Source organism: Pluralibacter gergoviae ATCC 33028 = NBRC 105706, assembly GCF_001598855.1.
Taxonomy (GTDB): domain Bacteria; phylum Pseudomonadota; class Gammaproteobacteria; order Enterobacterales; family Enterobacteriaceae; genus Pluralibacter; species Pluralibacter gergoviae.
In genome coordinates this window covers 142,565-163,975 of sequence record NZ_BCZS01000008.1, presented here as the reverse complement: position 1 = coordinate 163,975, position 21,411 = coordinate 142,565, and the positions used below count along the sequence as shown (strand labels likewise).

General features: G+C 59.7%; 17 protein-coding genes and 1 other annotated feature. Of the genes, 5 read left to right on the top strand and 12 right to left on the bottom strand.

Annotated elements, in window-relative coordinates; genetic code table 11:
* Positions 1–112 precede the first annotated feature (112 nt).
* The 6 genes from ENGE1_RS10835 to ENGE1_RS10810 form a co-directional block, all read right to left on the bottom strand.
* Positions 113–1,414: an inosine/guanosine kinase gene (locus ENGE1_RS10835; protein ID WP_048253661.1), complete on the bottom strand. Its 1,302-nt coding sequence runs from the start codon at positions 1,412–1,414 to the stop codon at positions 113–115.
* A 69-nt stretch (positions 1,415–1,483) separates the two neighbouring features.
* On the bottom strand, positions 1,484–2,446 hold the full coding sequence (gene hemH / locus ENGE1_RS10830) for a ferrochelatase (protein WP_043085547.1): 963 nt from the start codon (positions 2,444–2,446) through the stop codon (positions 1,484–1,486).
* A gap of 129 nt (positions 2,447–2,575) precedes the next feature.
* A complete protein-coding gene (adk, locus tag ENGE1_RS10825) occupies positions 2,576–3,220 on the bottom strand; it encodes an adenylate kinase (RefSeq protein WP_045288158.1) in 645 nt (214 codons plus the stop codon).
* A 169-nt stretch (positions 3,221–3,389) separates the two neighbouring features.
* Positions 3,390–5,264 carry a molecular chaperone HtpG gene (gene htpG / locus ENGE1_RS10820; RefSeq protein WP_043085552.1) on the bottom strand — a complete coding sequence of 625 codons (1,875 nt, stop codon included), beginning with the start codon at positions 5,262–5,264 and terminating at the stop codon, positions 3,390–3,392.
* 107 nt (positions 5,265–5,371) lie between these two features.
* Positions 5,372–5,977, bottom strand: coding sequence for a recombination mediator RecR (recR, locus tag ENGE1_RS10815; protein WP_043085553.1), 606 nt, complete (start codon positions 5,975–5,977; stop codon positions 5,372–5,374).
* Between the two features lie 109 nt (positions 5,978–6,086).
* Positions 6,087–6,965: a pirin family protein gene (locus ENGE1_RS10810; RefSeq protein ID WP_043085556.1), complete on the bottom strand. Its 879-nt coding sequence runs from the start codon at positions 6,963–6,965 to the stop codon at positions 6,087–6,089.
* A gap of 107 nt (positions 6,966–7,072) precedes the next feature.
* Here ENGE1_RS10810 and ENGE1_RS10805 point away from each other — a divergent pair, with 107 nt between their 5' ends.
* Complete coding sequence (locus ENGE1_RS10805) at positions 7,073–7,978, top strand: LysR family transcriptional regulator (protein ID WP_048253662.1); 906 nt, start codon at positions 7,073–7,075, stop codon at positions 7,976–7,978.
* Between the two features lie 95 nt (positions 7,979–8,073).
* On the opposite strand, the gene ENGE1_RS10800 is transcribed toward ENGE1_RS10805, so the two are convergent.
* From ENGE1_RS10800 to ENGE1_RS10785, 4 genes are all read right to left on the bottom strand, one after another.
* A complete protein-coding gene (locus tag ENGE1_RS10800) occupies positions 8,074–8,406 on the bottom strand; it encodes a YbaB/EbfC family nucleoid-associated protein (protein WP_004858807.1) in 333 nt (110 codons plus the stop codon).
* Between the two features lie 52 nt (positions 8,407–8,458).
* A complete protein-coding gene (dnaX, locus tag ENGE1_RS10795) occupies positions 8,459–10,378 on the bottom strand; it encodes a DNA polymerase III subunit gamma/tau (RefSeq protein WP_048253663.1) in 1,920 nt (639 codons plus the stop codon).
* Positions 9,062–9,126 (bottom strand) — a sequence feature (DnaX frameshifting element). It overlaps the preceding gene by 65 nt.
* Positions 10,379–10,468: 90 nt before the next feature.
* Positions 10,469–11,020 carry an adenine phosphoribosyltransferase gene (gene apt, locus ENGE1_RS10790; protein ID WP_043085560.1) on the bottom strand — a complete coding sequence of 184 codons (552 nt, stop codon included), beginning with the start codon at positions 11,018–11,020 and terminating at the stop codon, positions 10,469–10,471.
* Between the two features lie 147 nt (positions 11,021–11,167).
* Entirely contained in the window at positions 11,168–11,548 is a 381-nt protein-coding gene (locus ENGE1_RS10785; RefSeq protein ID WP_048253664.1) for a DUF454 family protein, read from the bottom strand.
* A 66-nt stretch (positions 11,549–11,614) separates the two neighbouring features.
* On the opposite strand from ENGE1_RS10785, the gene priC reads away from it, so the two are divergent.
* Entirely contained in the window at positions 11,615–12,142 is a 528-nt protein-coding gene (priC, locus tag ENGE1_RS10780) for a primosomal replication protein N'' (protein WP_048253665.1), read from the top strand.
* 12 nt (positions 12,143–12,154) lie between these two features.
* The gene (gene rsmS / locus ENGE1_RS10775; protein WP_048253666.1) at positions 12,155–12,361 is read left to right on the top strand and encodes a pleiotropic regulatory protein RsmS; all 207 of its coding nucleotides are present in this window, start codon (positions 12,155–12,157) and stop codon (positions 12,359–12,361) included.
* A 17-nt stretch (positions 12,362–12,378) separates the two neighbouring features.
* Here rsmS and mscK read toward each other — a convergent pair whose 3' ends face one another.
* Positions 12,379–15,726 carry a mechanosensitive channel MscK gene (mscK, locus tag ENGE1_RS10770; RefSeq protein ID WP_048253667.1) on the bottom strand — a complete coding sequence of 1,116 codons (3,348 nt, stop codon included), beginning with the start codon at positions 15,724–15,726 and terminating at the stop codon, positions 12,379–12,381.
* Between the two features lie 129 nt (positions 15,727–15,855).
* On the bottom strand, positions 15,856–16,509 hold the full coding sequence (acrR, locus tag ENGE1_RS10765; protein ID WP_043085567.1) for a multidrug efflux transporter transcriptional repressor AcrR: 654 nt from the start codon (positions 16,507–16,509) through the stop codon (positions 15,856–15,858).
* Between the two features lie 139 nt (positions 16,510–16,648).
* On the opposite strand from acrR, the gene acrA reads away from it, so the two are divergent.
* Together acrA and acrB are read left to right on the top strand one after the other, a co-directional pair.
* Positions 16,649–17,833: a multidrug efflux RND transporter periplasmic adaptor subunit AcrA gene (gene acrA / locus ENGE1_RS10760; protein ID WP_043085568.1), complete on the top strand. Its 1,185-nt coding sequence runs from the start codon at positions 16,649–16,651 to the stop codon at positions 17,831–17,833.
* Between the two features lie 22 nt (positions 17,834–17,855).
* Positions 17,856–21,005 (top strand): multidrug efflux RND transporter permease subunit AcrB, encoded by a 3,150-nt coding sequence (gene acrB, locus ENGE1_RS10755; RefSeq protein WP_043085571.1) that lies wholly within the window; start codon positions 17,856–17,858, stop codon positions 21,003–21,005.
* Positions 21,006–21,411 lie beyond the last annotated feature (406 nt).

Below are 21,411 nucleotides of genomic sequence, written 5' to 3'. Positions count from 1 at the left end.
ACCTTTTACTGGCAAGTGCGTGTAAAACTCAACTTAACGCCCTTCGCGTGTAAAATCAAATTTAACGCCGATCGCGTGTAAAACGCATTTTAACGCCATTCGCGTGTAAAACTCAGCGCTCCCAGTAGGCCTCCTCCAGGCTGTCCTCGCGCTCGGGCAGGCCGCGGGTCAGGCGCGGGGAGTGCTGGTTGAGCACCTGGTAGCTGACGCGGTTGGCGTATTTGCACACCTGCGCCAGCGAGGAGTAGGTCAGCCAGCCGAGGGCGTGCTTGTCCGAGTTTGGCACCGTGCTGCGGTGGTAGTTATTGGCGGCGATATCGTGCAGCAGCGCCGCCAGCGCGGCGTCGCCCGCGCCGTTGGTGTTCATGATCTTCTCCGGACCGCCCATGTAGGGCGCGATGTGGGAGTAGATGCGCAGCGGCCGATCGCACTCCCGGTAGCGCATGGCGCGGCTGAATTCGTACTGGTTAAACTCGGCGATAGCGCCCGGCAGCAGCGGATGCTGGGTTTCGCGCTTCGCGCTCTCTTCGGTGAAGCCGGCCATATACAGTCCGGCGGGTCCGGCGGTGCAGAGCACCAGATCCACCCAGTCCAGCGCCCTGTCGGCCGCCAGCAGCGGATCGCCGATGCCGGTCAGCGCCTGTGCCTCATCCTCGTTCATCGCCAGGATAGAGACGTTCTCTTTGAGGAATGTCTGCCACCACGCCGGATCGTCGGCAATAATAAATGTCGTCCCGAGGGTCAGCACCACCGGCACGCCGTGCTTTTTGGCGTATGCCACGGCCTGCATCGTCGCCTCGCGCATCGGCTCGCCGGGCCGGCTGCGCAGCAGATAGGCGGTGAGCACCAGCGCCGAGGCGCCGGCAATCACCGCTTCGGGAATACTCGCCGGGCGCAGCTGGTTCATCTGGCCTGGGCTGATGGCAAAGGTGCGCTCGCCGCTGTCGCCTATCAGGGTAAAGCAGCGGCCGATGGCGCCGTCAATGCCCTGGAGATAGTCGAGATCGGTGCGGCTGGAGGTGTTGCACAGATAGCGGTAGGCGTAGCCGCCTATTTCGATATTGCGGCACATCACGCCGAGCAGCACCGAGCGGTCGTCCGCCAGTACGGAGTAGTTGTGCAGGGTATTGCCGATGCTGCCGCCGGCGAACTGGTGGCTGATAAGCCCGCCCTGATGCAGTTCGCGATAGAGCGCCTCCGCAACGTCATCCTCAATCACCAGCGAGTGGCCGACGCTCAGCCCGTAGCGGGCGATAAAGGCGTCGTCCACCTTCGCCTCGATATCCACCAGGGTCTGATCGATGCCCACCACCCACGACGGGCTGGCCTCGCGCTCGGGCGCTGTCGACAGCAGCGGATCGCGGGCGTCGACGGGAAAGTAGTGTTTAAATTTACGCTTGCCGGGAAATTTCATACTCTGCGGTCAGGTTGGGGTAAACGGGCGGAAAGAGTAGCACATCTCCGCCCGTTTCCTCCGACGCAATCAGCGGTAAGGTGCCGTCAGGTTGACCATCATCTCAATATGGTCCGCCGAGGCGTTCAGCGCCGGAATGTAGTGATACTGTTCGCCGCCGGCCTCAAGGAAGAACTCCCGGTTCTGGACGGCTATCTCTTCGAGGGTTTCCAGGCAGTCGGCGGCAAAGCCGGGGCACATCACCTGAATATGCTTCACGCCCTTCTCGCCGAGCATTTTCAGCGTTTCATCGGTATAGGGCGTCAGCCACGGCTCGCGGCCAAAGCGCGACTGGAAGGTCATCATCACCTTCTCCGGCGGGATACCGAGCGCGGATACCAGCTCGCGGGTGGTTCTGCGGCAGCGCTGGGGATAGTCATCGCCCTGGCTGGCGTAGCGCTGGGGAATGCCGTGATAGGAGAGCAGCAGCAGGTCCGGCTCGCCGCGCTCGGCAAAGGAGGCGCGGGCGCTGTTGGCAAGCGCCTGAATATAGTCGCTGTCGTCGGCATAGTCGCGGATAAAGGAGATGCCGGGAATGCGGCGCTTGTTGACCAGGATACGCCCGAGCTCGTCCCAGACGGCGGCAACGGTTGAGCAGGAGTACTGCGGATAGAGCGGCAGCACCACGATGTGGTCCACCTCCTGATCCAGCAGCGCCTGCACGCCGCTCTCCAGCGACGGCGAGCCGTAGCTCATACCCAGCGCCACTGGCGTATCGGGCAGGCGCTCGCGCAGGGCCTGCTCCTGCTGGCGGCTGTAGACCATCAGCGGGGAGCCGCCCTCCAGCCAGACAGACTGATACAGCTTTGCGACTCTGGGCGATCGCAGCGGCAGGATCACGCCGCGCAGCAGCGGCCACCACAGCAGGCGCGGCGTATCAACCACGCGCCGGTCGCTAAGGAACTGGCGCAGATAGCGCTTCACCGCCGCAGGCGTAGGGGCTTCAGGAGTGCCAAGATTGACTAACAGAATGCCGGTTTTCGTCTGACGCATTACCGCCTCGTATTCGTTTAACTGGCTGAGAATTATAGCTGAAACGTTGCTGAGTAGTATCTATTGATACAAGAGGTAGAAATGAGATGTTTTCTCACCCGGAGGGTCCGGGTGAGAGAGAAGTCGCGCTTAGCCGAGGATTTTTTCCAGCTCGGCGCGCACGTCGGCCACCGGCTTAGTGCCGTCAACTTTGGCGTATTTAGTGTTGCCCGCCTGCGCTTCTTTCGAGTAGTAGCCGATAAGCGGCGCGGTCATCTGGTGGTACTCGACCAGGCGCTTGCGCACGGTCTCTTCCTGATCGTCTTTACGAGTGGTCAGTTCTTCGCCGGTCACGTCATCTTTGCCTTCTACCTTCGGCGGATTGAATTTGACGTGGTATACGCGGCCGGAGGCGGCGTGTACGCGGCGGCCCACGATACGGTCAACGATAAGCTCGTCCGGTACATCAAATTCCAGCACGTAGTCGACCTTAATGCCCGCTTCTTTCATGGCATCGGCCTGCGGAATGGTGCGCGGGAAACCGTCGAGCAGGAAGCCGTTGCGGCAGTCTTCCTGCGCAATGCGCTCTTTGACCAGGGCGATAACCAGCTCATCGGTCACCAGCTTGCCGGCGTCCATAATGTCTTTTGCCTGTTTGCCAAGCTCAGAACCTGATTTTACGGCAGCGCGCAGCATGTCGCCGGTGGAGATCTGCGGAATACCGTACTTCTCCATAATGAACTGCGCCTGAGTTCCTTTACCTGCGCCAGGAGCGCCAAGCAGAATAATACGCATTGCGAAAATCCCCTCAAATGTCGTTTCAATTTTTCAAAAGCGCTAAACGATACCACCAGAAGGCAGATCGCTCAAGGAAGGCGGGGCGGCTGAAACGGTTAATGGCGGGAAATAGTGCGAAGCAGATAAAAAAGCCCCTCTCCGGGAGGAGAGAGGCCGTAAAGCCGCGTTAAGAAACCAGCAGCTGGTTCATGCGCTTGATAAACAGGTTCGGGTCTTCCAGCGTACCGCGCTCGGCCAGCAGGGCCTGATCCAGCAGCAGCTCAACCCACTCGCCGAATTTCGCCTCGTCCTGCGTGTCCGCGGCGCGTTTCACCAGCGCGTGCTCCGGATTCAGTTCGAAGATGTACTTCACTTCCGGCACGCTCTGGCCCGCAGCGGCGAACAGCTTCGCCATCTGAGTGCTCATTTCGTCCGCTTCGGTGGTGACGATTGCCGGGGTGTCGGTCAGGCGATGGGTCAGACGTACCTCTTTCACGCGGTCGCCGAGCAGGGTTTTCACGCGCTCGATGAACGGCGTCAGCGCCTTTTCCGCCTCTTTGGTGGACTCGTCCACTTCATCCGCCAGCTTGTCCAGCGATTCGTCGGCTTTCGCCACCGACTGGAAGGACTTGCCGTCGAACTCGGTCAGGTAGCTCATCATCCACTCGTCGATGCGATCGGAGAGCAGCAGCACTTCGATGCCCTTCTTGCGCAGCAGCTCCAGGTGCGGGCTGCTCTTCGCCGCCGCGTAGCTGTCGGCGGTGATGTAGTAGATCTTCTCCTGGCCTTCCTTCATGCGCGACACGTAGTCTTCCAGCGAGACGGTCTGCTCGGACGAGTCGGTGTGGGTTGAGGCAAAGCGCAGCAGCTTGGCAATCGCCTGCTGGTTGGCGCTGTCTTCCGCCGGGCCCTCTTTCAGCACCAGGCCGAACTGCTTCCAGAAGGTCTGGTATTTTTCCGCGTCGTCTTTCGCCAGGCGCTCCAGCATCTGCAGCACGCGCTTGGTCAGGGCGCTGCGCAGGCTGCGGGTGACGCTGCTGTCCTGCAGAATTTCGCGGGAGACGTTGAGCGGCAGATCGTTGGAGTCTATCAGGCCGCGCACGAAGCGCAGGTAGTTCGGCATAAACTGCTCGGCGTCGTCCATGATGAAGACGCGCTGGACGTACAGCTTCAGGCCGTGCTTGTGATCGCGGTTCCACATGTCCCACGGCGCCTGCGCCGGGATGTAGAGCAGGCTGGTGTACTCCTGCTTGCCCTCAACGCGGTTGTGGCTCCAGGAGAGCGGATCGGTGAAGTCGTGGGCGATGTGCTTGTAGAACTCTTTGTACTCGTCGTCGGAGATCTCCGCCTTGTTGCGGGTCCACAGGGCCTGGGCCTTGTTGATCTTCTCCCAGGAGATAACGGTTTCGCCGTCTTTCTCTTCCTGCTTCTCAATTTCTACCGGCAGGGCGATATGATCGGAGTATTTGCTGATGATCGAGCGCACGCGCCAGTCGTCGAGGAACTCGTCCTCGCCTTCGCGCAGGTGCAGGGTGATCTCGGTACCGCGATCTTCTTTGGTGATGTCGGCAACGGTGTATTCGCCTTCGCCTTCCGATTCCCAGAACACGCCTTTGTCGGCGGCGTCGCCCGCGGCGCGGGTGCGCACGGTGACTTTATCGGCAACGATAAACGCCGAGTAGAAGCCGACCCCGAACTGGCCGATCAGCTGGCTGTCTTTCGCCTGGTCGGAGCCCATCGATTCGAGGAAGGCTTTGGTACCGGACTTGGCGATGGTCCCCAGATGGTCAACCACTTCGTCGCGGTTCATGCCGATACCGTTATCGGCAATGGTCAGGGTACGCTTCTCTTTATCAAAAGAGACGCGCACGCGCAGCTCGCCGTCGCCTTCGTACAGATCGGCGTTGGACAGCGCGCGGAAGCGCAGCTTGTCCGCCGCGTCGGAGGCGTTGGAAATCAGCTCACGCAGGAAAATTTCTTTATTGGAGTAGAGCGAATGGATCATCAGGTGCAGAAGCTGCTTCACTTCCGACTGGAAACCACGGGTTTCTTGTCCTTTCATGGGAAAATTCCTCAATGCCATATACAGGGTGAAAAAATGCGTTGAGGGTGAAATGGGGCCGGGGGGGAATTTTTCAAGCGGGAGAACGCGATTGTTCTCCCGTTTGCTTAAAAACGAATCTTCTGACGGCCCGCGAGCGAGTGCGACAGCGTGGTGCCGTCCACCATCTCCAGCTCGCCGCCCACCGGCACGCCGTGGGCGATGCGGCTGGCTTCGACGCCGTACTGGCCGCACAGCTCGGCGATATAGTTGGCGGTCGCCTCGCCTTCTACCGTTGGATTAGTGGCGAGGATCACTTCGCTGATTTGTTCGCGCTCAAGCCGCTGTTCCAGCCGGTCGAGGCCGATATCGTTCGGCCCGATGCCGTCCAGCGGCGACAGGTGCCCCATCAGCACAAAGTAGCGGCCGGAGTACTGGCCGGTCTGTTCGATGGCGTGGATATCCGCCGGGCTCTCCACCACGCAAATCTGGCCGTTTTCCCGGCGGCGCGGATTGGCGCAGATATTACACACCTCCTGCTCGGTAAAGGTGCGGCAGTCGGCGCAGTGGCCAATTTCGGACATCGCCCGGGTGAGGGCCTGGGCGAGGCGCATCCCGCCGCTGCGGTCCCGCTGCAGGAGCGTAAAGGCCATGCGCTGGGCCGACTTGGGGCCAACGCCCGGCAGGGACCGAAGCGCTTCCATCAGCGCGGTAAGGAGTGGACTGGTTTGCATTGATTGAAGGTACTTCAGGTAAAAAAAGTGGGCTATAGCCTACCATCAGCCCGGCGGGCGGGAACAGAAAAAAATGTTCCCCGGCGAAAGCCGGGGAACGGGCTGAGGATTAATCCGCGTAGGTCATCTCTTTGCCGAAGCGGCCCTGGTTGAAATCATCGATCGCCTGATGGATCTCTTCCCGGGTGTTCATCACGAACGGGCCGTAGCCGACAATAGGCTCATCAATTGGCTCACCGGTCAGCAGCAGAACGGTAGCGTCATTGTTTGCTTCAAGCGTGACGCTATCGCCTTTCGCATCCAGCACCACCAGCTGCGCTTCGCGGACCACCTCTTCGCCGTTGACCAGCACGGTGCCTTTCAGCACCACCAGCGCGGTGTTCCAGCCGTCGTTGAGATCCAGTCGGGTGATGCCGCTGGCGTTCAGGCGCAGATCGACAATGCTCATCGGCGTAAAGGTGTTCGCCGGGCCTTTATGGTCGCCAAACTCACCGGCGATCACCCGGGCGTGACCGGCATCGTCCGCCAGCGGCACGACCGGGATGTCGCTATCGAGGATGCCCTGATAGTTCGGCGCGGTCATTTTGTCTTTCGCCGGCAGGTTAACCCACAGCTGCACCATCTCCAGCGTACCGCCGGACTCGCTGAAAGCCGGAGAGTGGTACTCTTCGTGCAGAATACCGCTGCCCGCGGTCATCCACTGCACGTCGCCGGTGCCGATAATGCCGCCGTTGCCGGCGTTGTCGCGGTGCGCCAGTTCGCCCTTATAGACGATGGTCACCGTTTCAAAGCCGCGGTGCGGGTGCTGATCGACGCCGCGCTGGCCTTTACGGCTCGGCTTAAAGTCCGCCGGGCCGGCGTAGTCCAGCAGCAGGAACGGGCTGAGCTGCTGGGCCATCTGAGAATAAGAGAACATTGACCGCACCGGGAAACCGTCGCCCACCCAGTGAGATGCCGGAGCTGAATATACGCCAAGAATGGATTTCATGTTGCTTCCCCTTACGAGTTGTTTCGATGGGATAGAGCTTACAGGTAAGACGATAAGTGCGGTAGAGTGCTAAAATGAACTCAGTGTTCCAATAGCAGGACAATAGTATGCAGGATTTAAACGATTTGGCCTGGTTCGTTCAGGTGGTCGATCACGGCGGCTTCTCGGCGGCCAGCCGGGCGACCGGCATTCCCAAGTCGCGCCTGAGTCGCCGCATCGCGCAGCTTGAGGAGCGGCTGGAGACCCGGCTGCTGCAGCGCTCGACGCGCAGCTTTACGGTGACCGAGGCCGGGCAGATCTTCTATCGCCACTGTAAGGCGATGCTGATTGAGGCCGAGTCGGCCCAGGAGGCCATTGACAGCCTGCGCGCCGAACCGCGCGGGATAGTCCGCCTGACCTGCCCTATCGCCCTGCTGCACGTCCACGTCGGCGAGATGCTGACGCAGTTTATGGTCAAATACCCGCAGGTGGTGATTCAGCTGGAGGAGACCAACCGACGCGTTGACGTGCTCAATGAGAATATCGACCTGGCGATCCGCGTGCGCCCGCTGCCGCTCGACGACAGCGATCTGGTGATGCGCCAGTTCGCGACCCGCAGCATGTGCCTGGTGGCCAGCCCGGCGCTGATCGAACGGTTCGGCCGGCCCGCCTCTCCCGCCGACCTGCACGGCTGGCCGAGCCTGGCGCTCAGCCGTCCGCAGCAGATTTACCGCTGGACGCTGTTTGGCCCGGACCGGCAGGAGGCCGTCGTCCGCCACCAGCCGCGTTTTATCACTACCGACATGATTGCCCTGCGCGCCGCGGCGGTAGCGGGCGTCGGCGTGGTGCAGCTGCCGCTGCTGATGCTCGATGAGCAGATAAAAAAAGGCGAGCTGGTGCACCTGCTGCCCGACTGGCGGGCGCGGCCGGAGATTATCCACGCGGTATTTCCGTCCCGGCGCGGGCAGTTGCCGGCGGTCAGGGCGCTGATCGATTTTCTGGCGGAGCGTTATGGGGAGCTTGAGGAGAAGTAAAGGTAGCGGCCGCCCTCATGCCGGATGCGCTACGCTTATCCGGCCTACAGGTCCGGCAAGCGAAGCGCCGCCGGGCAATACCGGCGGCCTGTCAATCAGAACGGCATCTTAAAGCCCGGCGGCAGCTGCATACCGGAGGAGACGGAGGCCATCTTCTCTTTCTGGGTCTCTTCGATGCGGCGGGCGGCGTCGTTGAACGCGGCGGCCACCAGATCTTCCAGCATGTCTTTGTCATCTTCCAGCAGGCTGGGGTCGATCTCCACGCGGCGGCAGTTGTGGGCGCCGTTGATGGTCACTTTGACCAGCCCCGCGCCGGACTCGCCGGTTACTTCCAGCTGCGCGATCTCTTCCTGCATCTTCTGCATTTTGTCCTGCATCTGCTGGGCCTGCTTCATCAGGTTACCCAGACCGCCTTTTCCACCAAACATAGGCTTCTCTCTTAGATCAAGTCATCGTTAAATAAAGATCGCCACCGGGCGATCAAAGGGGGCGAATGCTCTCCTCATCCAGGTCGGCGTCGAAGAACCGGCGCAGGGTCTGGATGTTGCTATCCGCAATCACTGCCTCGCGCGCCTGCGCGAGCTTTTCTTCATAAATGGCCTGACGCCACTCCAGCGGCGTGCGCACCGCAGGATTATCATCTTCTACGATGGTCAGTTCAACCGCTGACCCCGCGAATTGGCTCATCGCCTCGGTGAGCGCCTTCAGCGCGCCGGGGTTATTGAGATGACGCTGGGAGGGGCGCAGGTGCAGACACACGCGGCTGCCCTCCTGCTCGCGCCAGGCGTTGAGCGCCACCTGTTCTACCAGTTTAGGCAATTTTAGCTGCGCGACGTCGGCCGCCCAGGGATCGCGTTCGATAGCCTCTGCCGCAAGCTTCGCCGCCAGCTCCGGCGTCTTCTCATGCTCCAGCGCCTTTTTCAGCGCCTTCGGCGTGGCGACTTCCTCTTTCACTTCCGCCACCGGCGTGGTCGCCTTCCAGCGGTAGGCCTCTTTTTTCTTTGGCTGCGCCTGCGCGGCGGCCGTCGCCGGGCGCGACTGCACGCGCTCGGTGACCGACGCCAGCCGCTCCAGCGCAGCGTTATTCACCGGCCGCGCGCGGGAAGCGGCCGCCGGTTCACTCTTTTTTGCTTTGGGTGCTCCCTGCGCGCGCTGCAGCTGGCTGCGGGCCGCCAGCACCTGGCTGGTGGTATCCGGAAGCGACGCCGGATCGTAGGCGGGCGCGCTCTGCTGCAGCGGTACCTGGGCCGGGCTCATTACCGCCGTGGGCGCGACCGGCGCGAAAGACTGCGGCTCCGGCTCGGGCAGGGGCTGGCGCGGATGAAACGCCAGCGCGCGCAGCAGGGTCATCTCCACGCCCATCCGCCGGTCGGGCGCATAGGGGAGCTCTTTGCGACCCATCAGCAGCGTCTGGTAGTAGAGCTGAATATCGGCCGGCGGCACGGTGCGGGCCAGTTCGCGCATCCGGTGTTCGACGCTTGCCATATCGCTGCCCAGCGCCGACGGCGAGAGCTGGACCATGGCAATGCGGTGCAGCAGGCTCTGCATTTCAACCAGCAGCGCCTCCCACTCGGCGCCCCGGGAGGCGGCGTCGTGCACCTGGCGCATCACCTCTTCGCCGTTGGCGGCCACCAGGGCCTCAATCAGCGACAGCGCCTGGTCGTCGTCGAGGGTGCCGAGCATGGTGCTGACGGTTTCCGCCGTCAGCTGGCCGTCGCCGCTGGCAATCGCCTGATCGGTCAGGCTCAGGGCATCGCGCAGGCTGCCGTCGGCGGCGCGGGCCAGCAGCTGCAGGGCGCGCGGTTCGGCGGCGATCTGCTCGGCGCCGAGAATATGCTCCAGCTGGTGGCGGATCTGATCGACGTCCAGCGCCTTAAGATGGAACTGCAGACAGCGGGAGAGGATCGTCACCGGCAGCTTCTGCGGATCGGTGGTCGCCAGCAGGAATTTGACGTGCGGCGGCGGCTCTTCAAGGGTTTTCAGCAGCGCGTTGAAGCTGTGGCGCGACAGCATGTGCACTTCATCGATCAGATAGACCTTGAAGCGGCCGCGCGCGGGGGCGTACTGCACGTTGTCCAGCAGATCGCGGGTATCTTCAACTTTAGTGCGCGAGGCGGCGTCGATCTCGATAAGATCGACAAAGCGGCCCTGCTCGATTTCGCGACAGTTATCGCAGACGCCGCAGGGCGTGGCGGTAATGCCGGTTTCGCAGTTCAGGCATTTTGCCAGCAGGCGCGCGATAGAGGTTTTACCGACGCCGCGGGTGCCGGAGAACAGATACGCGTGATGGATGCGGCCAGACGTCAGGCCGTTGGCCAGTGCGGTCAGCACATGTTCCTGGCCGACGACGTCAGCAAAGGTTTGTGGGCGCCATTTGCGGGCTAAAACCTGATAACTCATGGGCTGGCTCTGAAACGCTGGAAGGTGGAATACAGGGGGATAATGCTAACACAACCTCACCCGTTGGGCGAGGCTGCGGGAGAGGCCGAATCAGTGGCCGGGGAAGTTGACCAGGCTGTAGCAGTTGATGCCCATCTTCTCCAGACGCTGTTCGCCGCCGATGTCGAACAGGTTGATAACAAACGCCGCGTCGGTGACATCGCCGCCCAGACGGCGGATCAGCTTCACGGTGGCTTCGATGGTGCCGCCGGTGGCCAGCAGATCGTCCACCACCAGCACCTTGTCGCCCGGCTTGATGGCATCAACGTGAATTTCCAGCTGGTCGGTGCCGTACTCCAGCTCGTAGCTTTCGGCGAGGGTTTCGCGCGGCAGCTTACCCGGCTTACGTACCGGAACGAACCCTACGCCCAGCGCCAGCGCGACCGGAGCACCAAACAGAAAGCCGCGCGCCTCGGTACCGACCACTTTGGTGATCCCGGCGTCTTTATAGCGTCCGGTCAGCAGTTCAATGCTGAGCGCATAGGCTTTCGGGTCTTCCAGCAAACTGGTGACATCGCGGAAAAGAATGCCAGGCTTCGGATAGTCCTGGATGCTTTTGATGCTGTTTTTCAGAAATTCAAGCTGCTGTGCAGTTGCGGTCATAGGTGTATGCCTGATTAAAACGGTGTTACTCACAAGGCGCTAACGTGCGGTCAGGGTCAGAGAAGTTTAACCTTTAACCAGCGGCGCCCGTGCTCGAAAACGCCAGAATGTACTGGCAGTCCGCCATAATTGCAATAACCATTACGGTCATTGCTCTTTTTGTTGCTCTGTATCAACCACCGGGATCCGCCAGAGGAAAAACAGCAGGCAGACCAGCATCACCAGCAGCAGAATGCGTACCCACAAGATCTTCACCAGCCACAGCGAGAGGGCAAAGGTGATAATAATCACCGCGATAGCGCGCGGCCTGGCCCCCGGCGGCATCGCTTTATGCTGCTGCCAGTGGCGCAGATAGGGACCAAACCACGATCGATGAAGCAACCAATGGTGAAAGCGCGGCGAGGAGCGCGAGAAGCACCAGGCCGCCAGCAGGATGAACGGCGTGGTGGGCAGCAGCGGCAAAAACACGCCCAGCGTACCCAGCACTATCGCCAGCCAGCCGATGATGATTAGAATAGTCCGTTTCATAGCGAGAATCGTTACCAAACTGAACGGCAAATGTAGCACAGCTTATTCCCGTTCAGCGGAGAAAACATGAAAACCGATACGCTACTGCAATCGCTGGACGCCCAGCTGTCGCGGCTCGAAGCGGAAATCGCTCCGGTGGCGCAGCACGCCACCCTCGGCGCGCGCTTTGATCGCCAGCTGTTTACCACCCGCAGTCCCCGGCTGCAGGCCTGCGCCGAGGAGGCGCGCGCTAATCTGCGGTCGCTCGAACGAGCCGTTGCCCAGCAGCAACCTGCCCAGGTTCAGTGGCTGGCGGAGCGGCTGGCGGCGCAGCTGGAGGCCATCGCCCGCGAGAGCAAGGCCTGGATGCTGCGCGGTTGGGACAGCGGCTCTCCTGGCCTCACCCGCTGGCAGCGCAGGCGCCTGCAGCATCAGGAGTACGAGCGTCGCCTGCTGGAGATGACCCAGGCGCGCAGGCAGATGCTGGCGCAGGCGACTACGCTTGACGAGCAGCAGCGCCTCAGCCGGGAAGTGGAGGCCTGCGCCGCGCGCCTGGCCCGCTGCCGGGCGGCGCTGGAAAAAATCGAAAACGTACTGGCGCGCATGACGCGCTAATGAGGAGAGAAAATGTCGCTGGAAAACGCCCCGGATGAAGTCAAGCTGGCCGTAGATTTGATTATGCTGCTGGAGGAGAACGGCGTGGCGCCGCAGACGGTACTGGGCGCGCTGGCGATCGTGACGCGGGATTTTGAGCGCAAGGTGCGAGAGGGGGGCGTGCCGCCGGATGCCCTCCCTCCCGTCCCCTCTCCCTGCGGGAGAGGGGAGAAAACCTGAGTTTCCCGCCGCCGGCGCTAGGCCCGCGTCGGATCGTCTCCCTTCAGCTCGCGCTTAACCTCCGTGACCTCATCGCCCTTCTCATTGTGCAGATGCACCTCAAGCTGGTTGAAGGCGATATCGATATTGTTTTCACGGCACAGCCTGTCGATGGCCCGGTTCAGCTCGTCGACGGTATAGCTGCGATCGCGCAGTTCGCGCACGTAGAGGCGCAGCTCGTGGTCGAGGGTGCTGGCGCCGAAGGTGGTGAAGAACACCGCCGGAGCCGGATCGTGCATCACTTTCGGATGCTCTTTCGCCGCCTGCAGCAGCACCTCTTTCACCTTATCGAGATCGGAGCCGTAGGCCACGCCGAGGCTGATCACCAGCCGGGTGACGGTATCGCTCAGCGACCAGTTGATCAGGCGCTCGGTAACGAAGGCCTTATTGGGAATGATCACCTCTTTGCGATCGAAGTCGGTAATGGTGGTCGCGCGGATGCGGATCTTGCTGACGGAACCCGAGAAGCTGCCGATGGTGATGGTGTCGCCGATGCGCACCGGGCGCTCAAACAGAATAATCAGACCCGAGACGAAGTTACCGAAGATCTCCTGCAGGCCAAAGCCGAGGCCCACCGACAGCGCCGCCGCCAGCCACTGCAGCTTATCCCACGAGACGCCGAGCGATCCGAGAACGGTGGTGGCGCCGACGGCGATAATCACGTAGTTGAGAATGGTGGTTATCGCGTAGGAGGCCCCCTGACGCATATTGAGCCGCGAGAGCACCAGCACCTCAAGCAGGCCGGGCAGGTTGCGGATCAGCGCCCAGGCCACCACCAGGATAACCAGCGCAAACAGCAGGCTGCCGAGGGTCACGCTGCGCATCACGCTGCTGCCCGCCTCCGTCACGCTATAGGTCCACAGGGTAATGCTGTCGAGATAGGCAAAGACTGAAATTAAGTCAGACCAGATGGCCCAGAAAACCACGGCAAACAGGGCAAACATCACCAGCATGGTGATGCGCAGCGTCTGCTGGTTAACCTCATCGAGGCCGATGGCCGGCTCCTCCAGCGGTTCGGCGCCCTCCGCGCCCTCTTTAACGAGGTGCTGGCGGCGGGCAAGCGCGCGGCGATAGGCAATGCGCCGGGCGGCAACGCTGAGGCCGCGCATCACCGTATGCCAGAGCAGGTTCCAGAGGATAACGAGGTAAACGGTTTCAATCCAGCGTCCGGCAAGGCGCAGCGTAGTATAGAAATAGCCGGTGGCGGTCAGCACCATTAGCGCCACCGGCACGATGGCCAGCACGGTAATGGTCGCCAGCCGGAGGCCGTGGGACTCTTTGTCGCGCCAGCTTTCGCGGCACATCGGCCAGGTAAGAATAGCGATGACCAGCAGGTTGAGGAAAATAACAAACTGGCCGATGGCGTCGTCCATCAGGTGCAGCGGCGACAGCTCCGCCGCGACCGACCAGAAGTGCAGCGGCAGCAGCGCCAGGCTGATGCGGACAATCTGCCGCCGCCAGTGGCTGGTGAGCTGCGGCGGCATATTGAAGTGCCGCACGGCGACGCCGTCTTTTTCCAGCACCTTCCAGCAGAGGCCAAACACCAGCCAGAATACCGCCAGCTTCTTGCTAAAGGCCCACAGCAGATCGCTGATGTTCAGCTGCATGGTAAGCAGCACCAGCCCCACCGCCAGAATAATCAGCACCACCGGCAGGGCGCGGATCAGGTCAATGAGCAGCGCCTTCGGGGTATGCAGCTGGCTGTCGTTGCGCAGTTGCCCCACCTCAGAAGCGAGCGTCGCCTGGTAGTGTTTAAGCCACGCCAGCCGCCAGCGGATCAGGCCGCCAATCAGCAGCAGCGGCAGTCCGGCGAGAAACGCCAGGAACACCGCCGGCCAGGCCTTCTCCCAGTTAACGGTGATCTTCATTTTGCTGAACTGGTCCTGCACCGCCGATGGAAAGGCTTTAAACCACTCCCAGTCCATTGGCTTGTTGCTGTTCACCCAGAAGATCTGCTGAGTGAGGATATCGCGCAGACTCCTGGAGACGCTAACCAATTGCTGCTGGTTAATCTGCAGATTGATGGCCATCATCAGCTGGTTGCCGAGCTGCTTGTTCATCTGGTCCAGCAGCTCGCGGCGCATGTCGATAACCTGCTCCAGCGCATCGGTCACGTCGTCGTTGACTTCGCTTTCATGGCCCACTTCCAGCTTCGACACATAGTCATCGCTCTGGAAAAGCGCGTCGCGCTGCTGGTTGATTTCAAACTGCTCAAGGCGCAGATCGGCGATGCGCGAGGTCATGTCCTCCAGCTCATCGGCCGACGGAATGCGCTGCTGCTCCTGATAGAGGATCCTTGAGAGCAGTAGGCTGCCCTTGAGCATCGAGATCTGCTCTTTGATATTGCGCTCGGACTGCAAGGCGCGGTCGAGCCACGTCTTGATGCGGATATTTTGCTGGAACAGCTGGTTTCCGCTCTGGGTCGCGGCAATCAGCCGCTCGCTGAGCTGATGATTAGTTTCAAGCTCCTGCTTCACCAGCGGGTTGGCCTGAATGCGCGCCGTATCATCCGGCGTAATGGCCTCTTTCGCCGTCTGCTCGGTCAGCGTCAGCCGCTTGTTGTTCAGCGCCGACTGCAGCAGCTCGAGCTGGTGCTCCAGCCGGTTGCTGTTGGCCGTAACGTAATCCCGCTGTTTCTGCAGCGCATCCTGCAGCACGGTGTTGCCGGAGAGGCTTTTACGCTGCTGCTCAAGCTCGGCGATGAGCAATGCCTGCTGGGCAAGAAGCTGAGTCTGCTGAGTATCGCGCAGGGCGCCCTCGCCCACGGTGGTACCGTTGAGGCGGCTGCGGATCTGCTGCAACTGCTGCGAGGCGGAGTACATCGCGTTCTGCACCCGCTCGGGCTGGGTCTGCAGCGAGACCAGTTGGCTGTTATAAGAGGCCAGATCGTTCTGCGCCGCCTGCAGCTGTTCAATAACGTCGCTGACCCGGGCCTCAAGCTGGCGCACCGACAGGCGGTCCAGCGTGCGGCGGGTCTCGTCATCATTATCAACGTCGCTCAGGGCAGCAAGACCATCGCTGGCCTGGCGCATTTTTACCGGCGCCTGCTCTATCTGCTGCTTAAGTTGCGCCGTTTCATCCTTAACGCGATCTATTTTATCCAGCGTCTGCAGCGTTTCCGTCAGATCCTGTTCGACCAGCTTATCCTGCGGCGTCAGGTCTTTTTTCTTCCCTAATGCGGTCAGCTGTTTTTGAATGTCAGCGCGATCGGGCAAATCAGTGGTAGACTGCTCTTTCGCCAGCGCGGGCTGCGTTACGGCAAAGAAACAGAACAGTGTGACAATAAGTGCGAAAAGCGATTTTCGCCAGAAGAGAGTCGGCTGCATAGCGTCAGTTGTTAGTGATTTGAGAACCCGTGGTTACAGGGCGTGGAATCTGGCGAAGAATAGCACTTCTCTCCTTCGCCGAATAGCGGGAACCCGCAGGAAAATGTTACCGGTTGACAGATGCGTAAATCAGGAGCTCTCCGCCTGCGGCGCAGCGCGTAGCGTAGGGCAGAATTGATACATTTCCAGCAGAATATTCACGTAGTTACGAGCCTCTTTTTTCAGCTCAAAAGAGTCAGGCGCAAATAGCCAGTTTTCGACAATGCCGGAGATATAGCTGCGCATCAGAATGGCGGCCTGGCGGGTGAGTAAATCCTCCGGCAGCTGACCGGCGGCGATGCACTCATTGAGGATTTGCTCAATGCGGTCGTAGCTTTCGATGCAGAGATTACGCTGCTGGTGCCGTACAGCCGCCATTTCCCCGACAAATTCACATTTATGAAAGATTATCTCCATCAATAAGCGACGACGTTCTTCCATCACAGTAGCTTCAAGAATATAGATCAGTATATTGGTAAGAACAGAGAGCGGATCGCCGGGGAGCTGCGCCCGATATTCAGTCTCTTTATCGGTGATGCAGGATTCAGACAGCTGCCAGATCTCACAGAAGAGGTCGGACTTATTTTTGAAATGCCAGTATATGGCACCGCGCGTGACGCCAGCCGCTTTGGCAATCTCGGCAAGTGACGTGGATGATACTCCCTGCTGAGAGAAAAGACGCAGGGCGACATCTAAAATATGTTGCCGCGTTTCCATCGCCTGTTGTTTGGTTTTTCGTGCCATAGGTTGGTGAATTTACAGAGGTTAGATTTACATACATTTGTGAATGTATGTACCATAGTAAGATCAAAATATAAAGCAGCAATGGGTTTGTGGACATTTGTCCATCCAACATTTGAAATCGGACATTCGAGGTTTACATATGAACAAAAACAGAGGGTTAACGCCTCTGGCGGTCGTTCTGATGCTCTCGGGCAGCTTAGCGCTTACAGGATGTGATGACAAAGAGGCCAAGCAGCAGCAGCAGGTGCCAGAAGTGGGTGTCGTAACGCTCAAAACCGAACCTCTCCAAATCACCACCGAATTACCTGGCCGGACCAATGCCTTTCGCGTAGCGGAAGTGCGTCCCCAGGTGAGCGGTATTATTCTGAAACGAAACTTTACGGAAGGCAGCGATGTTGTCGCCGGCGTTTCCCTTTATCAGATAGATCCTGCCACCTATCAGGCCGCTTACAGCAGCGCAAAAGGCGATCTGGCGAAAGCCGAAGCGGCGGCAAAAATTGCCCAGCTGACGTTGAATCGCTATCAGAAACTGGTGGGAACGCAGTACATCAGCAAGCAGGATTTCGATAGCGCCCAGGCCGACGCCCAGCAGGCAGACGCCGCGGTTCTGGCAGCAAAAGCCGCCGTTGAGACAGCGCGTATCAATCTGGCCTACACCAAGGTGACCTCCCCGATCAGCGGACGCATCGGGAAATCGGCGGTAACCGAAGGGGCGCTGGTGCAAAACGGCCAGGCCAACGCGCTGGCCACCGTTCAACAGCTCGATCCTATCTACGTTGACGTCACCCAGTCCAGCAACGACTTCCTGCGCCTGAAACAGGAGCTGGATAACGGCACGCTGAAGCAGAAGGACGGCAAAGCCAAAGTCGATCTGATCACCCAGGACGGTATCAGCTACCCGCAGAGCGGCTCGCTGCAGTTCTCCGACGTGACCGTCGATCAGACCACCGGCTCCATCACCCTGCGCGCCATCTTCCCGAACCCGAATCATACCCTGCTGCCGGGCATGTTCGTGCGCGCGAAGCTTGAAGAGGGTATAAACCCGAATGCGCTGCTGGTTCCGCAGCAGGGCGTGACCCGCAACCCGCGCGGTGATGCCACGGCGATGGTGGTTGACGGCGACAATAAAGTCGCGGTGCGCCAGATAACCGCAAGCCAGGCGATTGGCGATAAGTGGCTGGTGACCGACGGCCTGAAGGCCGGTGATAAAGTGATCATCACCGGCCTGCAGAAGGTGAAGCCAGGGGCGCAGGTTAAAGCCCAGGAAGTGAATCCTGACGACAAAAAACAGCAAAACGCTCAGTCAGAACAACCTCAGTCTTAACTTAAACAGGAGACGTTAAGACATGTCGAATTTCTTCATCGATCGCCCCATTTTTGCCTGGGTGATTGCGCTGGTGCTGATGCTGGCCGGGGGGCTTTCCATACTCAAGCTCCCGGTTGCGCAGTACCCGACTATCGCCCCGCCGTCGGTTGAGATAACCGCCAGCTACCCGGGCGCGGATGCCAAGACGGTACAGGATACGGTTACCCAGGTGATTGAACAGAACATGAACGGCATTGATAACCTGCTGTACATGTCCTCCACCAGTGACTCAACCGGTACCGTTCAGATAACCGTGACCTTTGACTCCGGTACTAACGCCGATATCGCTCAGGTACAGGTACAGAACAAACTGCAGCTGGCGATGCCGCTGCTGCCGCAGGAAGTTCAGCAGCAGGGCGTTAACGTCAAGAAGTCCTCCAGCTCCTTCCTGATGGTACTCGGGATGATCAGCACCGATGGCTCCATGACTCAGGACGATATCGCCGACTACGTGGGGGCGACCATTAAGGACCCGGTCAGCCGTACCCGCGGCGTGGGTGACGTCCAGCTGTTCGGCGCCCAGTACGCAATGCGCATCTGGATGGATCCCACCAAACTCAACAACTACCAGCTGACGCCGGTAGACGTCATTGCCGCTATCAAAACGCAGAACGCCCAGGTCGCCGCCGGCCAGCTCGGCGGTACGCCGCCGGTGAAAGGCCAGCAGCTTAACGCGTCGATCATTGCCCAGACGCGACTGACCTCTACCGATGAGTTCGGCAAGATCCTGCTGAAGGTTAACCAGGACGGCTCCCAGGTGCGGCTGCGCGACGTGGCGCAGATTGCGCTGGGCGGCGAAAACTATGACGTTATCGCCCGCTATAACGGTAAACCGGCTGCGGGCCTGGGTATTAAGCTTGCGACCGGCGCTAACGCGCTGGATACCGCAAAAGCCGTTCGCGCCACAATTGCCAAGCTGGAGCCCTACTTCCCGCACGGTCTTAAGGTCGTTTATCCATACGACACCACACCGTTTGTGAAGGTCTCCATTTTCGAAGTGGTCAAAACGCTGATTGAAGGTATCGTCCTCGTCTTTATCGTTATGTACCTGTTCCTGCAGAACTTCCGCGCGACGCTGATCCCGACGATCGCTGTACCGGTCGTTCTGATGGGGACCTTCGCGATACTGGCCGCCTTCGGCTTCTCGATAAACACCCTGACGATGTTCGGGATGGTGCTCGCCATCGGCCTGCTGGTGGATGACGCCATCGTAGTGGTCGAAAACGTCGAGCGCGTGATGGTCGAAGAGGGCCTGCCGCCCAAAGAGGCTACCCGGAAATCGATGGGGCAGATTCAGGGCGCGCTGGTCGGTATCGCCCTCGTGCTCTCGGCGGTATTCGTGCCGATGGCCTTTTTCGGCGGCGCAACCGGGGCAATTTACCGCCAGTTCTCGATAACCATCGTTTCTGCGATGGTGCTGTCGGTGCTGGTGGCAATGATCCTCACCCCTGCCCTCTGCGCCACGATGCTGAAACCGGTCGCTAAAGGCGATCACGGTGAAGGCAAGAAGGGCTTTTTCGGCTGGTTTAACCGCATGTTCGATAAGAGCACCGAGCACTACACCAGCAGCGTAGGCAATATTCTGCGCAGCACCGGTCGCTATCTCGTGCTCTATATTCTTATCGTCGTTGGCATGGCCTATCTGTTCATGCGTCTGCCAAGCTCCTTCCTGCCTGACGAAGACCAGGGCGTGCTTCTGACCATGGCACAGCTTCCCGCTGGCGCCACCCAGGAGCGTACTCAGAAGGTGCTGGATGAGATAAGCCACTACTATCTGACCAAAGAGAAGGACAACGTTAACTCGGTATTTACCGTCAACGGCTTTGGCTTCTCGGGCCGCGGTCAGAACGTCGGCCTCGCCTTCGTGTCGATGAAAGACTGGGAAGAGCGCCCGGGCAAGGAGAATAAAGTGCCGGCCATCGCCAGCCGCGCCAGCGCGCAGTTCTCCTCTATCAAAGATGCGGTGGTGTTCGCCTTTAACCTGCCGGCCATTATCGAGCTGGGTACGGCTACCGGCTTTGACTTTGAGCTTATCGACCAGGCTAACCTCGGCCACGATGCCCTGACTCAGGCGCGTAACCAGCTGTTTGGCGAAATCGCCAAGCATCCTGACGTGCTGGTGGGCGTGCGTCCAAACGGCATGGAAGATACGCCGCAATTCAAGGTTAATATCGATCAGGAGAAAGCACAGGCGCTGGGCGTGTCGATCAGCGACATCAATACGACGCTGGGCGCCGCCTGGGGCAGTAGCTACGTCAACGACTTCATCGACCGCGGTCGCGTGAAGAAGGTGTACGTGATGTCTGAGGCGAAATACCGCATGCTGCCGGAAGATATCAACAACTGGTATGTGCGCGGCAGTAACGGCCAGATGGTGCCTTTTGCGGCCTTCTCTACCGCCCACTGGGAGTACGGTTCGCCGCGTCTGGAGCGCTATAACGGCCTGCCGTCGATGGAAATCCTCGGTGAAGCCGCGCCGGGTAAGAGTACCGGTGATGCGATGGCGCTGATGGAACAGCTGGTCGGCAAGCTGCCGAGCGGTATCGGCTATGACTGGACCGGCATGTCCTACCAGGAACGCCTCTCCGGCAACCAGGCGCCGTCGCTGTACGCTATCTCGCTGATCGTGGTATTCCTCTGCCTGGCGGCGCTGTACGAGAGCTGGTCAATACCGTTCTCCGTTATGCTGGTGGTTCCGCTGGGGGTTATCGGGGCGCTGTTAGCCGCAACGTTCCGCGGAATGAACAACGACGTCTACTTCCAGGTTGGCCTGCTGACCACCATCGGGATATCGGCGAAGAACGCCATACTTATCGTTGAATTTGCCAAGGATTTGATGGAGAAAGAGGGGCAGGGTCTGATCGAGGCAACGCTGAACGCCGTACGCATGCGTCTGCGTCCGATTCTGATGACCTCTCTGGCCTTTATCCTCGGCGTACTGCCGCTGGCGCTCAGCACCGGCGCGGGCTCCGGCGCACAGAATGCGGTCGGTACCGGCGTCGTCGGCGGTATGGCCACGGCAACGATACTGGCTATCTTCTTAGTACCGGTGTTCTTTGTAGTCGTACGCCGCCGCTTTAGTAAAAAGAGCGATGACCTTGAGCACAGCCATAAGGTTGAGCACCATTAATCAACTCTCGGGTTGACAGAAACAAGGGCCACAGCCAAACTGTGGCCCTTTCTTTCATCTGCTGAAAGCGGCGTCAGACGTGTGATTTAATTTAACGCTTTTTTTAGGTTATATAAGCGCCGGCATATCGCTAATGCCAATCGCAGTAATTGGCCCAACTGTTGGTTAAGAATGCTCTCAATTTTAAGCGGGTGCGAGGAAGGAAGCTTTACGCCAACCGTCGATGTGCTTTACTTAACCCTATGAAAAATAAGAAGCATTGCTGTAGTATTTCACTTATTGTCTGAATTAAACATTAAATACAGTACCTTATTTATAAATCGATCTGCGGCGAATAGCGCTAATTGTAATTTTTCGTAATAGCGCGGTGAAATCTTTTTCGGAGTATATTATAGTTAGAACATCA

Bases quoted from the DNA above. Each gene is read 5' to 3' on its own strand.
- apt (WP_043085560.1), bottom strand. From the start codon at position 11,020: ATGACCGCAACTGCACAGCAGCTTGAATTTCTGAAAAACAGCATCAAA.
- acrR (WP_043085567.1), bottom strand. From the start codon at position 16,509: ATGGCACGAAAAACCAAACAACAGGCGATGGAAACGCGGCAACATATT.
- ENGE1_RS10800 (WP_004858807.1), bottom strand. From the start codon at position 8,406: ATGTTTGGTGGAAAAGGCGGTCTGGGTAACCTGATGAAGCAGGCCCAG.
- ENGE1_RS10810 (WP_043085556.1), bottom strand. From the start codon at position 6,965: ATGAAATCCATTCTTGGCGTATATTCAGCTCCGGCATCTCACTGGGTG.
- mscK (WP_048253667.1), bottom strand. From the start codon at position 15,726: ATGCAGCCGACTCTCTTCTGGCGAAAATCGCTTTTCGCACTTATTGTC.
- acrB (WP_043085571.1), top strand. From the start codon at position 17,856: ATGTCGAATTTCTTCATCGATCGCCCCATTTTTGCCTGGGTGATTGCG.
- recR (WP_043085553.1), bottom strand. From the start codon at position 5,977: ATGCAAACCAGTCCACTCCTTACCGCGCTGATGGAAGCGCTTCGGTCC.
- rsmS (WP_048253666.1), top strand. From the start codon at position 12,155: ATGTCGCTGGAAAACGCCCCGGATGAAGTCAAGCTGGCCGTAGATTTG.
- ENGE1_RS10805 (WP_048253662.1), top strand. From the start codon at position 7,073: ATGCAGGATTTAAACGATTTGGCCTGGTTCGTTCAGGTGGTCGATCAC.
- dnaX (WP_048253663.1), bottom strand. From the start codon at position 10,378: ATGAGTTATCAGGTTTTAGCCCGCAAATGGCGCCCACAAACCTTTGCT.
- adk (WP_045288158.1), bottom strand. From the start codon at position 3,220: ATGCGTATTATTCTGCTTGGCGCTCCTGGCGCAGGTAAAGGAACTCAG.
- acrA (WP_043085568.1), top strand. From the start codon at position 16,649: ATGAACAAAAACAGAGGGTTAACGCCTCTGGCGGTCGTTCTGATGCTC.
- ENGE1_RS10835 (WP_048253661.1), bottom strand. From the start codon at position 1,414: ATGAAATTTCCCGGCAAGCGTAAATTTAAACACTACTTTCCCGTCGAC.
- ENGE1_RS10785 (WP_048253664.1), bottom strand. From the start codon at position 11,548: ATGAAACGGACTATTCTAATCATCATCGGCTGGCTGGCGATAGTGCTG.
- priC (WP_048253665.1), top strand. From the start codon at position 11,615: ATGAAAACCGATACGCTACTGCAATCGCTGGACGCCCAGCTGTCGCGG.
- htpG (WP_043085552.1), bottom strand. From the start codon at position 5,264: ATGAAAGGACAAGAAACCCGTGGTTTCCAGTCGGAAGTGAAGCAGCTT.
- hemH (WP_043085547.1), bottom strand. From the start codon at position 2,446: ATGCGTCAGACGAAAACCGGCATTCTGTTAGTCAATCTTGGCACTCCT.